At 35.3% G+C, this 12927-nt stretch carries 12 protein-coding genes; all 12 read right to left on the bottom strand.

Annotated features, from left to right (window positions below; all coding sequences use genetic code 11):
* Nucleotides 1-26 precede the first annotated feature (26 nt).
* Entirely contained in the window at nt 27-1397 is a 1371-nt protein-coding gene (locus ACFSFW_RS20935; RefSeq protein WP_304217572.1) for a hypothetical protein, read from the bottom strand.
* A gap of 180 nt (nt 1398-1577) precedes the next feature.
* The gene (locus tag ACFSFW_RS20930) at nt 1578-2372 is read right to left on the bottom strand and encodes a pilus assembly protein PilO (RefSeq protein WP_304217575.1); all 795 of its coding nucleotides are present in this window, start codon (nt 2370-2372) and stop codon (nt 1578-1580) included.
* A gap of 2 nt (nt 2373-2374) precedes the next feature.
* Nucleotides 2375-3043 (bottom strand): PilN domain-containing protein, encoded by a 669-nt coding sequence (locus tag ACFSFW_RS20925; protein WP_304217577.1) that lies wholly within the window; start codon nt 3041-3043, stop codon nt 2375-2377.
* Nucleotides 3044-3045: 2 nt separating this feature from the next.
* On the bottom strand, nt 3046-4017 hold the full coding sequence (gene pilM / locus ACFSFW_RS20920) for a type IV pilus biogenesis protein PilM (protein WP_304217579.1): 972 nt from the start codon (nt 4015-4017) through the stop codon (nt 3046-3048).
* A gap of 17 nt (nt 4018-4034) precedes the next feature.
* Nucleotides 4035-4793: a prepilin peptidase gene (locus tag ACFSFW_RS20915; protein WP_388041406.1), complete on the bottom strand. Its 759-nt coding sequence runs from the start codon at nt 4791-4793 to the stop codon at nt 4035-4037.
* A gap of 78 nt (nt 4794-4871) precedes the next feature.
* On the bottom strand, nt 4872-5321 hold the full coding sequence (locus ACFSFW_RS20910; RefSeq protein ID WP_304217584.1) for a prepilin-type N-terminal cleavage/methylation domain-containing protein: 450 nt from the start codon (nt 5319-5321) through the stop codon (nt 4872-4874).
* Nucleotides 5322-5462: 141 nt separating this feature from the next.
* Nucleotides 5463-6668, bottom strand: coding sequence for a type II secretion system F family protein (locus ACFSFW_RS20905; protein ID WP_304217587.1), 1206 nt, complete (start codon nt 6666-6668; stop codon nt 5463-5465).
* Entirely contained in the window at nt 6661-7707 is a 1047-nt protein-coding gene (locus tag ACFSFW_RS20900; protein ID WP_304217589.1) for a type IV pilus twitching motility protein PilT, read from the bottom strand. The genes ACFSFW_RS20905 and ACFSFW_RS20900 overlap by 8 nt, the downstream gene beginning before the upstream one ends.
* Before the next feature lie 11 nt (nt 7708-7718).
* Entirely contained in the window at nt 7719-9374 is a 1656-nt protein-coding gene (locus ACFSFW_RS20895; RefSeq protein ID WP_304217592.1) for a GspE/PulE family protein, read from the bottom strand.
* 14 nt (nt 9375-9388) lie between these two features.
* Nucleotides 9389-10729, bottom strand: a complete 1341-nt coding sequence (locus tag ACFSFW_RS20890; RefSeq protein WP_304217594.1) for a G5 domain-containing protein — start codon at nt 10727-10729, stop codon at nt 9389-9391.
* 253 nt (nt 10730-10982) lie between these two features.
* Nucleotides 10983-12512: a pilus assembly PilX N-terminal domain-containing protein gene (locus ACFSFW_RS20885; RefSeq protein ID WP_304217597.1), complete on the bottom strand. Its 1530-nt coding sequence runs from the start codon at nt 12510-12512 to the stop codon at nt 10983-10985.
* Between the two features lie 10 nt (nt 12513-12522).
* The gene (locus ACFSFW_RS20880) at nt 12523-12915 is read right to left on the bottom strand and encodes a prepilin-type N-terminal cleavage/methylation domain-containing protein (RefSeq protein WP_304217600.1); all 393 of its coding nucleotides are present in this window, start codon (nt 12913-12915) and stop codon (nt 12523-12525) included.
* Nucleotides 12916-12927 lie beyond the last annotated feature (12 nt).

Below are 12927 nucleotides of genomic sequence, written 5' to 3'. Positions count from 1 at the left end.
TTTACCATGTTCTTCGCTATTTTTCGTCATATTTTGCAATATTCATCTACAATAAAGTTAATTTCTTGTAAAATCACAGGATATTTTTCAAATCTGACTCTATTTTGTGATAGTAAAGATGATAGTTCTTCAATTTGTCCTGTATGTATATAATGTTCTATTAATAAGCTAACAACAGTATAATAATCATGATCAGAAAGTTGAGGATGGAGATGGTCCAGAATAATCTTTTCATAATGAGAATTTGAGATTTTATTACGCGAAAGTTTAATTTGAGAGATCATCGTAGCAAAGAGCTGCTGTCTTAGTGCTTGATTATTATCTTGATTTTCTTGATTGTCTTGGATATCGTCCTCTACCTCTACAGCTTCCACAATTTCAGTACTAGGATCATCTTCCTTTGTTTCATCGTCTTGCTCATTTTCTAATGTTATTATTTCGTTTTCTTCTAGTTTCACTAGTTCTTGGGCTTCTTCGATCTGATTCTGTGATGCTTCCATTTGTTCTTCCTGTATGGAATTCTCGTTTTCAACGGGAATTGACAGTATGACATCTTCTTCGATTGAATCTACCTCAATCTCTGATGGTTCAATAAGTGGGATTTCCTCTATACTACTTTCTTCATTGTGTTGTTCATCAATATTTACTGGTAAACTATCAATTTGAATTTCTTCAAGGGTTGAAGGTGCAGTAATTAGAAGGTCATCGTCCTCTTCATCTATATCAATTGGTTCTACTTCTATCGTTTCTTCAGATGCTTCAATCATTTCATCTGTTCTTTGTAATTCATTATTATTATTTAATTCCAGTTCGATTTCTTTCAGTAACTCATCAAAATTATGATTAGCATCCATCTCGTTCTTATGTATCTCATCTTGAAGTTCTTCATTTTCAACATGAATATTTTCCATTACAAAATCATCATTTTTTTGATTATCAATTGGTTCAATTTCTTCTACACGTTCCTCATCCACTGCTTGTGTTAGAGGAGAGACTATTTTTTGCTCACTAGGGAGCACCTTGTCTTTTTCAAGGCTAACCTGACTTCGTATTTCTTCTTCAATATCATCTTCAATTTCGAATTTAATTACTTTATCTTCGAATTCTGCACTATTTTCGTCATGAATAAATAATTGATTCCCATATCTTTTTCCAATTAAATAGGAAGCTCCTACTGCTAGCAGTATTAACACTAAGCCAGTTTGCCATACACTCAAGACTGTCTTCAAAGCGATGCCGATACTAAATACGATAAATGCACAAAAAAGAATTAGTAATTTTCCCTTCTTAGTAAAACCAATAGGTAAAAAATAAATAATAGGTAGTATGATTAAAAGAGAAATAATTGCAATTACAAGAGATTCCAAGCTGCTATCACATCTTTCTATAAAGATCATCAAAGTTCCTTATAACAGTTGCATAAAATCTTGTTAAGAATTTTTTTACAACATAGCCATTTTTTACACTTTGTTATTTTATACTAATGTTTTGATTTTATAAACATTTATTATGCCGCGATAACAGCTAATAAAAAACGAGACATTTTTGCTTTGCCTCGTCCTTTACTAGGTTATCAGCTACTCATTTTCTTCACTTTTCTTTTCTAAACCTGTTGCTAAAGGATTATCCTTATTGCTAGGAGGGGGAACCGTAAGTTTTGGTGCCTCTTCAGCAAGTTCAGTATATTTAGGCATATAAAAAGTTGAAATAGTTACATCATACACGAGTGGTTGTGCAATTTGATCCACAGAAGTCAGCTCCGGAGTACCTGAAAAGCTTAATGATTCCACCCTTGTTATTCTCGTTTGGTGTTCGATTACAGATAAGAACTTCTCCAAATCAGGATAAGTGGGGGACTGGACTTGTAAGGTTACGGTTATCTGGTTTAGGCCATCAATTAGTTGAGAATCAACATCCTCCACTTCGACAGTCTGTTCGGATTCATCTGATCCATTATCAGTCGAAACTTGATCATTTACTTCTATATTTTCAGGATTCGCTGCTTCCTGATCGTCTACAGGTTGAGTTTCATCCATGAATGTAAATTCACTTTCACTATAGGACATGCTAATAACTCGACTCTCAGATAAGGTTTCTGCACGTTCTAGATCCAAGACGATTTGCTCAACTAAAGGAACTACGGGAATCCTTTTTTGAATTTCAGTAGAACTTATAATTGGCGTATCATTCGTACGCTTATCCGAGATTAACTCCAATAATCTTTCTTCTGTTTTAACGCTATTCTCTAATTGAGCTATTTTCAACTTCACTGGTTTTACTAGTAGGAAATAGGTTAAATAAAAAACACCCACTAAAAAGACAATTGCCATAACCAAGTAGATAATTTGTTTACGTGAAAAATGGAGAGTCATACCTAATTTCCCTCCTGTAATGAACGAATGGCACTCTTCTCAAAAATAATTTCATACTGAGCAAAATACCTTGGCAGAATGTCACTATTTTCGTCTGTTTCAACTGCATGGCCAGATGGAGCATCCTCAGCCTCATTACCATTATTGTTCAGTTGATCATTATTATTGGCCGTATCCCCATCCTCTTCTGTAATTGGGGTAGTAGAAACAGTTAATAGTCGTGCTGAATCAATAAATGGAGACTCAGTAAGTAAAGCCAAATAATGAGCATTTTCTGTGTTCGTATCAAACTGAACTTCTAAAGAAACAATTCCATCCTCTGTATATGAAAAATTTTGAACAAAACCTCGTTCAGGCAATAACTTAGTTAAATGATTTAAAATCGGTACCGTCACTACAAAATAGCCATCTGCCCACTCCACGGTTCTTTCTAAATTGATTACATTATTCGAATGATCAGCGGATGCATATTTTTGTTCCTCTGCTGCTCGTTTTTCTTGGAGTGTTGCAATTTGGTTCTCAAGATTTTCTTCAAGTGAAGTTGCTTTTTTATATTGCAAAAAGATAAACAAAAATCCAATGATTGCAACACATAAAATAATAAGAAGGAGTAGTAATTTCGCTCGATTTTTAAACTCTTTTCTTGGTAGTAAATTAATATCCACAAGCATAATTACACCTCTTTTAGTGCCAATCCTAATGGTAGAAAATATTGACTAGGCAGTTTCTCAAATGTAGCAATTGTACATACTGGAATTTCATATCGTTCTATTAGCGTTGATGTGATGTCTGGAAGATTTGGATGATCCCCACTAACGAGAACATTTGTAATTCTTTCTTTCCCCTGTGACATGTTAAAACTATAAAAATTCATTACATGCTCAATCTCTTTATTTATTTCATCTATAAGAACTTCTAACTTACTGCGATGACTGTTCCATCTAATGTCTGCTAAGGTTTTGGAAGAGTTTTGTTGGATATCCCAATCATCAATAGATGTTTCCAAAGTAATATGCCTCATAAACAAAGGAATGTCGTGATGAAAAATACTTAAATTGGCAGATTGAAGATCAAATTGTAGCAACAATGAGTGTTCTTCTGCGTTTGTTTTCTTACAAAAATGAAACAGTCGATACATACATAGCGGTGAAATATCGGCCGCAATTGGCTTTAACGAAATTCCTTCTAATAAGGAAGAGTATTCGATAGCAACATCCTCAGGTGCTGCAAAAATTAGAACCTCTTTTTTCTTTTCGTCTTCAGAAAGGATTTTATAATCTAGCACAGGGTCTTCGAAAGGTAAATGAATCGTTGCACCGAGTTCTAGGTAAATATATCCTAAAATCTCATCATCCTTCACTTCATTTGGAATCGAAATCTTTCGAATGACTACAAATGAGTCTGGAATAATAAATTGGACTTGATTATTTTTGATACCCCAATCTGTCACACATTCTTCTAGAATTAAATGAAGTGTGTCACGTTCAATGATTCTACCTTCTTGAATAATGCCAGGGGGTAAATATTTTTCACGAAATTTATGTACTGTGATAGGGTTAGAGCGTTTCACACCCACATAACGAATGACATGATCTTTTATAATGATATTTGCAATTTTACTTGGTGAAAGAAGTGTGAAAGCCATTATGTATCTCCTTACTATCAAAATCCTATTAGGTCAATATACATCGCTATTAGGTTGTGCCCCCAAAAATATGCTATAAGTGTACCGATGACAATGGCTGGACCAAACGGCATGGGTTTTCCTTTTTTTACTTTGCCAATTGCAATCCCAATTAATCCAAAAATAGTCCCAATGAAAGTAGCGAGGAAAAAGGAAAGAAGGACAAGTTTCCAACCTAATGCAAGTCCGATGACCGCATAAAGTTTAATATCGCCTCCACCCATCCCACCTTTGCTAAAGACAGCTATAAGATAGAGTAACAGAAAACCAACAATACTTCCTGCGACCATATCCCACCATGGATCAAGTGGCACAAAGATACGCTCAATGATGAATAATGGGGCAAAAAAGAGTAAGACCTTATCTGGAATGATCATGTATGTGATGTCTGAAACAAAAATGATGATCAATAAGGATATTAATGTCCAAGCAATGATCAATTCTTTTGACCATCCCACCAGCAATGGTGAAATCGTGAAAAGAATTGCTGTAGCAAGTTCAATTGAAGCATATATTGGTGATATGTGGGTTTTGCAATTCCGACACTTTCCCCTTTGTAATATGTATGAAAAAACCGGGATTAATTCTATCGCTGTAAGCTGGTGCTTACAAGTTGGACATGCAGAACGTGGTCTAACAATTGATTGGCCAGCCGGGATGCGTAGGCCTACGACATTGTAGAAGGAGCCTAAAACCAATCCAATTAACAAAATGTAAATATAAACTAAAACTAATATACTCAACATTATCTCCACCCATTTTAAAACGATAACCCTCTGGTTGATAGAGGGTTATCTGGTTAAAAAATAATATAATTATCCAGCATTTTCTTCGTTTTCTTCATTATTAGCATTTCCTGCCTTCTCAGTATTCAATGCATTTTGTATCTCTGCTTCGGTTAATCCACCATCACTACTATTTGCAACACGTGCATCAGCTGCAGTATTTGCATCAGTATGACCGATAATAGTATAAACGCCATCTGTTAAAGTAACTTTTTCAAAACCTTCAGCTTTATCTACATAATCTTTTAAATTTGCTTTAGTTATTTCTCTATTTCCTGTACTATTTGTTGATGCAACATATAATTTAGCCCCATCAATTATCTGTTGGGCATCAGCCAATGCTGCATTCTCTCTACTGTTGTTAATTACATTGCCAATCGCCGGAATCGCAATAGCAGCAATAATTCCTAAAATTACGATTACCGCTAATAACTCAATCAACGTTAAACCTTTTTGGTTTTTCAAATGTTTCTTAAACATGATTCCCTCTCCTTTTTAGGAACTAGTCCATTTATACTACTTATTATAATAGCAAATGCTGTTGAAAACACTAGAAATTTGTTTAAAATAACATAGTTTTAAACATTCTTTTACAAATGTATGTCTTTTCTCACAATAAGATCATTTAATTTGATTAAATATGTCGAACATCGGTACTAAAATCGCCGTGACTATAGTCCCGACTATTCCGCTCAAAAATACAATCAATAATGGTTCAATTAATGATTTTAATTGATCTGTTGTATTCTCCACCTCATCCTCATAAAAATCTGCTACTTTCCCTAGCATCTCATCTAACGAACCTGTACTTTCGCCAATTGCAATCATATGGATGATCAGTGGTGGGAACGCCCAGTGTTTTTTCATCGGATCTGTCATCGATTTCCCTTGTTCTAGTGCTTTTCTTGACTGTTTTACAACGTCTGCTATTACTTCATTTTCAACAATCGTTTCAACAACAACTAACGCCTGTAAAATAGGTACTGAACTATTCAACATGGAACTTAATGTTCTCGTTAACCGGGCAAGAACAGCCTTCTGTATTAGCTTCCCAAATATCGGCATTTTTATTTTGGCATAATCCACGTAATATCTTGTCTCTTGTCTTTGCTTAAGAAGAGTAAACATTAAAAATATAAAAATTCCTAAAAGTAATACAAGCCACCAAAACTTTTGCATAAACACACTTGCGTTTAACACGAATTTTGTAATAGCAGGCAGTTCGGCTCCAAAGTCAGCGAACATGTCAACAAAAGTTGGTACAACAGAAACTAATAAAAAGATGACAACTGCTATTGCAACGATTCCAATTACAATTGGATAAGCCATCGCTGACTTTACCTTTTGTCTCGTCTTATTTTGTTTCTCATAATACACTGCAAGGTTTTCAAGTGTTTCATCCAAACTTCCGCCAACCTCACCTACACGTACCATATTCGTGAATAAGTTTGTAAAAATTCGTTTATGTTTTGCAGTAGCAGTTGATAAGGAAATCCCTTCTCTAAGGTCCAACTCTACTTCTAAGAGAGCATTCTTAAGTGGTTTACTATCGGTTTGATGTGCCAAAATATTCATTGAATCGACAATGGTTACACCGGCTTTAATAAGGGTTGAAAACTGTCTTAAAAAAATGACAAAATCCCGTAGTTTTACAGGATTGCCAATGGCTATATCTTTCGTTAAAAAGGTTTCAGGTAATTCATTAATGCTAATTACCCTAATTCCTTTATCACTTAGTGATGAGACTGCATCGGTTTTAGAAGTTCCTGAAATTGTGCCGGACTTCTTTCCGAATTTATCTCTACCCTCATATTTAAATTTAGGCATTCGTATTTAACTCCTGTATAAACGGTTGGGCAATTTCTCTAGAAATAACCCCGGCACGGATTAAGTCTAAAATATTGCTTTCCAACGTATGCATTCCTTCAGCACGGCTTGTTTGCATTACATTTTTAATTTGGTGATTTTTATCGTTTCGAATTAAATTTGCAACTGCTGAATTATTAAGCAAGATTTCTGTAGCAGCTTTCCTTCCCTTTCTATCAATGGTTGGGAATAATCTCTGGGAGATAACACTTACTAGAACGTTTGCAAGCTGAATCTTGATTTGAGGCTGCTGAGAATAAGGAAACATATCAATAATCCGGTCTATTGTTGAAGGGGCACTTACTGTATGTAAGGTTCCTAACACAAGGTGGCCTGTTTCCGCAGCTGTAATAGCTGTTTGTGTTGTTTCCAAATCTCGCATTTCACCTACAAGAATAACATCAGGGTCTTGCCTTAGTGCTGCACGAAGACCATTTGCAAAATTATGAGTGTCACTTCCAACCTCGCGTTGCTCAATAATACTCATCCCATGCTTATGCAAGTATTCTATCGGATCTTCTAACGTAACAACATGCTTACTCATTGTTTGATTAATATACTGAATCATTGCAGCTAGTGTTGTTGACTTCCCGCTCCCTGTCGGACCTGTTACTAGTATCAAACCTTGAGGTTTCTGACAAATCTTTTTAAGCACCTGTGGCAAAGCGAGATCTTCAATCGTCGGTATCGACGTCGGAATCACACGAAATGCAATTGCAGGACAGCCTCTTTGCATATAAATGTTAACGCGAAAACGTGAAACACCAGCTATTCCATAGGAAAAGTCAAGCTCACCTTTCGCTTTGAATTGGTCCCACATTTCCTCTGGGACAATTGCTTTGGAGATTTCCTCTATTACTGGCTGTTTTAAGATTTCTTTCCCGTATCTTTTTAATTCTCCATTAATACGAAAAATTGGAGGTACACCAGCTGTAATATGAATATCAGAAGCCTTATGTTCATTTGCTGAATGTAAAATTCGATTTATTTCGTCTCTCATTTAGTTCCCACCTATTCAGCAGTTGTCACTCTTAATATTTCTTCAGTTGTTGTTAATCCTTGTTGAACCTTTAATAATCCATCATCAATTAGAAAAATGGTTTCATTTTTAATAGCCAATTCACGAAGTGTCGTGTAGGATTCTCGATTCATAATCGCCCTTTTCATATCATCATTAATGATTAATAATTCATGAATAGCAACTCTGCCTTTGTAACCGGTCATATTACACGTCCCACAGCCTTTTCCTCTGTTCACCTTATCAACTGCAATGCCACGTTTTGCAAAGATTTCGAGCTCACGTACGGTAGGTTCCTGCAGTTGGCCACAATCGCGGCATACACGACGAACCAATCGCTGGGCCACTACACCTGATAGTGATGAAGCAACAAGAAATGGTTCAACCCCCATATCAATTAGACGAGTTATTGTTCCCAGAGAATCGTTTGTATGAAGGGTACTTAAAACTAAGTGACCCGTTAAAGATGCTCTAACTGCTACATCTGCTGTTTCTCGATCACGTATTTCCCCTACCATGATGATATTAGGATCTTGTCTTAAAATTGCTCTTAGCCCTTTTGCAAACGTCATTCCAACATTTGAATTTACTTGAATTTGATTAATACCTTCGAGTTGATATTCAACAGGGTCTTCAATGGTAATAATGTTTACATGCTCTGAATTAAGATGGTTTAAAGCTGCATAAAGGGTAGAAGACTTACCTGACCCCGTTGGGCCTGTGATCAATACAATCCCCGTAGGTTTTTTAATTAATTTCTTAAATTTACTAAAGTTAACTCGATTAAATCCTAATTGTGAAAGATTATTAAGTGAGCTTCCTAAATCTAAGACCCTCATTACAATCTTTTCACCATAAACAGTTGGCAAAGTAGAAACACGTAAATCAATATGGTGTGCTTCAAGATTAACTTTTATCCGGCCATCCTGTGGGATTCGACTTTCCGTAATGTCGAGGTTTGCCATGATTTTTATTCTTGCAGTTAAAACTCCCTGCATACTTTTAGGTAAAGCTCGTTCTGTACGAAGAACTCCATCCACTCGGTAACGAAGCAAAACCTTCGTTTCATGTGGGTCTACATGGATATCACTTGCACGCTGTTGGACCGCATTTTGCAAGATCTGGTTCACTAATTTAACAACGGGAGAATCCTCATTTGTAATTTTCTCTTCTTGGATTTCCGTTGGTGCTTCATTAAAAAGCTCCTTTACTCCTTCATCCAAATCATAGAACTTATTAATTGCACGTAAGATTTCATCCTTTGAAGCGATGACCGGTTCAATATGAAAACCAGTCAATAGACGTAAATCTTCAATTGCGTAGAAGTCCATTGGATCCGCCATTGCTACAAATAGCTTGTCCCCTTCTTTTCGAAGAGCAATTAAATAATGCCTTCTCGCCATTTCTTTTGGAATTAAGTTAGTTAATGTCGTATCGATTGGATATCGGAATAAACTAACATGCGGTATTCCCAATTGAAATTCTAGTACTTCAATTAGTTGTTGCTCGGTTATAAACCCTTTTTGAAGAAGAATATCTCCAAGTTTTTGAGACTCCGTTTTGTCCTCAAGCGCTTGTTTTAATTGATTCTCTGTTATCAGACCTGACTCAACTAGTAAGTCTCCTAATCGCTTACGAAGTTTTCGCATGGAATTTCCCCTTCCTAAGATTTTATTAAATGCATTGGATCAGGATCTTCCCATAAATCTGTATTTTCTTGTTCGTTTTCTTCCTGAGATTCACTTCCCGATTCATTGTTATTTTCTTCTCCCTCTGTTCCATTATTAGTTCCAGGAGGATTTGATTCTAAATTAGTTCCATTTTCTTCTGAATCTGAATCATTTAGGTTGGGTGATGGTTCCGGAACGATAATACTATGAGCTTCAATTGTATGGATTGGTGGATAATAATCCTCAGTTATCTCCACTCTTTGATCTACTTGGCCACTCTCACTTATTATTCGGTAAATCTTTGCCACTTGACCAGTACTACCTTTTTGCTTGACAACCATTTTCCCTTTAGGAAGGGTACTATCATATTGCTTAATAATCTTTGGTTTAAAGGTTTCTTCATCCTCTATGGAGACCTTGATTGTTTGTGGGAACTCAGCACCAACGAGTTGGACTTCTAACCCTTCGTCCGTTAATGAAAAAACCAGTTTATAATCGTAAGGATTTTCATTGTAGATAATTAAATCCTTTTTCTTGTTTTCAATCTTAGCCTCATAGCCAAAATCAGCATAAGAGGGAAGCACATCACTAATATGTCTTTCAATAATTTTAAAATTTGACGGTAGTACAGAAGAATATATTCCTGTAGCGATTACACTTAATGCTTGGTCTGAATAGTGATTTGTTGTGCCACTTTCAGATAATAAGGTAAGTAATGAAAATGGCTTGTTTGCAGGTACATGTACAACTCCAAACTCATTAACCCATTTAACTATTTCACTCTCATCGTCAAAATGATCAATAACCGATCGTGATATTACATTGGTATCATCAACAATTACAAATGGATCAAGCTTAATTTCTATTTCACCAGGATGTAAATTTGAGGCAGGAGCTAAGATCCCAGATTTAAGTTCTTCAGCCTTAAAATCCTGTAATTCCATCAATGTTAATTCTGTAAGTACTGTTTCAAAATGATCATCCTTTAAATCCGTAAGAAGGGGGTTTTGGATGCCATCCACCGCTGAATCAATACTCTCAAGAATATGAAAGCTAAATACTTCACGTTTGTTCAACTTCATTTTTTTATCACCAGATACAAGTGAAAGTTCACCTATCTCATACCAGTTTTCAATCTCTGATAATAAAATGCCTTTTGCATCTTCCTCACCCAAGCCTGAAACATCCACGGGGCCAATCAGTGTTCCTTCTTTGAATACATCCTCGGCAAAGAATGCATGATATGTTCTTGCACCAACAGTTGAAAAAAGTGATAACAGTAAAACACAACTAATTAGCAGGCTGAATATTTTTACTGAGAATAATTTTTGCATGTTGTCCCCCCTTCAACTGTTTATGTAGCTTTTTATTTCGAACTAATTGTATGTTTTGTTTGTAGTGTCCCCAGATTCAAACGCATGTTTTTATAGTAAAAAATACCTATTCTTCACCTATCATTTTATATGAAAATAGGAAAATACTAAAGAAGATTTACACGATATTTGTAATTAATTCATACATTTTGTCACTTTTTCAAACTGGATTCTAAAGCATAAAAAAATAGGGCAGTTCGCCCCATTTATATACTTATTTTTCTCTAGTTGGTTCTGTTGAGAGAATATCCTTTGATGATATAGCACCCGTTGACCCACCAAAGATTGGGGGAATATCATCATCTAAAACATTATTATATGTTATCGATCCTCCCCCAGAGATGGTTAAGTTCTTAGAAATAATATTACCTATAATGGTGCCTCCACCTGATATATTTACATTCGAATTTGGTGCGTAGAAGATTTGAGTTATAGCATTAGCTCCTCCACTAATGTCTATCTTTCCACCACCAGTAATAATATGACCTTGAAAACCAGATCCTCCAGTCAGCGAAATGTTTGCATGTTGTGCATATAACGAACCGTATATTTTTTGACTTCCTGACATATCTAGGCTAGGGCCCTTATAAAAAATATCAAGCTTTTTAATTTGTTCTTTGATAAGCTCCGCTCTTGTTGATTCATTCTTCTTTTTAATATCTTCAATCTCATCTGTGGTATTAATAACACTGCCTGCACCCATTGTAATATTGTTATTAACATAAAAGGTAAGCTTTCCTGTTCCAATTATATTAATTTTTCCATTTGGAACATTTAAATGATTTAGAACGATATTTCGATCAGCACTACCTATATCAATATTTAATGTATTATTCGAAGTAATATAAATCTCATTGAATTGCAAATCCTCCGTCAGATTTAAAGTATAATTGTTAGCAACCCAGTCATTTATACGCAATGATCCGTTATAGATGACGTCATGACTATTGTTATTGTTATAAATTCTTTTGTTCTTTGGTATTGGATTGTTAGGAAATGCAGGAAACTGTGGTAAGTTAAATATTTTTATATATGGTATATTAACTATTTCAAAGTCCACGTTCATATTTTGCGGTTTCTCAATAACGTCATTTCCAGCACTAGGACCTACATATACCGTTCCTGAAATACTCGCACCACCGCTAAGTTTAACCGATTTAGGGGCAGATGAGTTTGTCCCGACATCACCAAAAATATCGGCCCCACCTGATAAATCAATAACCTCTTTAACAAACACAGCTGTATCAGGAATTTCTACATTACTTTTAGCTACCCATTTGATGCGGATTTGTTTCTCAACCGTCCGTGACCGATTATCGATTGTTCCGATCGATGTGATTTTATAATCGTGATGGCTTGCGTTGGCATTTTGATTCCCAATCTTTTCAATCAGTATTTTTGCTTCTGGTTGATGTCCAAAAGCTTCTTCAAAGTTTGTATAAGGTAGTTCATTGTTAATATCCGTGATCATGCTATCAATTTTTGAAAAAAAAGTGGTTTTATTTGTTGAGTCGTTATAAATATGTACGATGTTCTTATTCACCTTATCCAACGTATATGTAACGCCTGATTCAGCAATATAATAAGTAGATTGGTAGGTTCTTTCACTGGAGCTCATTTTCATATTATTCAATGTAAGTCCCATTAGTGCTAGGCCCAATATAGTAACGACAGTTAGGATTAACAGTACCATAACTAGGGCAACACCTTTTTCATTATTTAAGAATGAAGTCCGTTTTTTCAAAATATCACGCCTATTCTCGTATATAAATAGTGGTTTCTGGCAGGTTCCCAATTTTTAAATTAACTTGATTTCCATTCTTTGTAACAGAAAAACCGTTTATCTTTGTCATAAACTCTTCATTGTTTTTCTTAATTGTCGTTCCTTCTAGTTTGTAAGTATCTGTATCATTAACGGTTAACTGATTAGGGTTTTTCACCTCGACAGTTTTTGCTTTTCTAATTTCTTTTGTAATTAGATTTGCCGCTAGTCTTTCTTGTGATTGTTTTTGTACCTCATCCGATTGTGAATTCATTTGTTTTTGTCCAAATAAATGAACAGAACTAGCTAGAAGTAGAATGATTGAAAGAAGTGAAATGGCGGCTAATAGTTCAACTAAAGTAACACCTCTTTCGGACTTTATCATTTTTTAACACCC

The sequence above is a fragment of the Ferdinandcohnia salidurans genome (assembly GCF_042680725.1).
In the GTDB taxonomy this organism is placed as follows: Bacteria; Bacillota; Bacilli; order Bacillales; family Bacillaceae_L; genus Ferdinandcohnia; species Ferdinandcohnia salidurans.
The sequence above is the reverse complement of the archived record's forward strand: the minus strand, read 5'-3'. Positions and strand labels throughout refer to the sequence as shown.

Excerpts from the sequence above, each read along its gene's own strand:
- ACFSFW_RS20935 (WP_304217572.1), bottom strand. The coding sequence starts at position 1,397 with ATGATCTTTATAGAAAGATGTGATAGCAGCTTGGAATCTCTTGTAATT.
- ACFSFW_RS20930 (WP_304217575.1), bottom strand. The coding sequence starts at position 2,372 with ATGACTCTCCATTTTTCACGTAAACAAATTATCTACTTGGTTATGGCA.
- ACFSFW_RS20925 (WP_304217577.1), bottom strand. The coding sequence starts at position 3,043 with ATGCTTGTGGATATTAATTTACTACCAAGAAAAGAGTTTAAAAATCGA.
- pilM (WP_304217579.1), bottom strand. The coding sequence starts at position 4,017 with ATGGCTTTCACACTTCTTTCACCAAGTAAAATTGCAAATATCATTATA.
- ACFSFW_RS20910 (WP_304217584.1), bottom strand. The coding sequence starts at position 5,321 with ATGTTTAAGAAACATTTGAAAAACCAAAAAGGTTTAACGTTGATTGAG.
- ACFSFW_RS20905 (WP_304217587.1), bottom strand. The coding sequence starts at position 6,668 with ATGCCTAAATTTAAATATGAGGGTAGAGATAAATTCGGAAAGAAGTCC.
- ACFSFW_RS20900 (WP_304217589.1), bottom strand. The coding sequence starts at position 7,707 with ATGAGAGACGAAATAAATCGAATTTTACATTCAGCAAATGAACATAAG.
- ACFSFW_RS20895 (WP_304217592.1), bottom strand. The coding sequence starts at position 9,374 with ATGCGAAAACTTCGTAAGCGATTAGGAGACTTACTAGTTGAGTCAGGT.
- ACFSFW_RS20890 (WP_304217594.1), bottom strand. The coding sequence starts at position 10,729 with ATGCAAAAATTATTCTCAGTAAAAATATTCAGCCTGCTAATTAGTTGT.
- ACFSFW_RS20880 (WP_304217600.1), bottom strand. The coding sequence starts at position 12,915 with ATGATAAAGTCCGAAAGAGGTGTTACTTTAGTTGAACTATTAGCCGCC.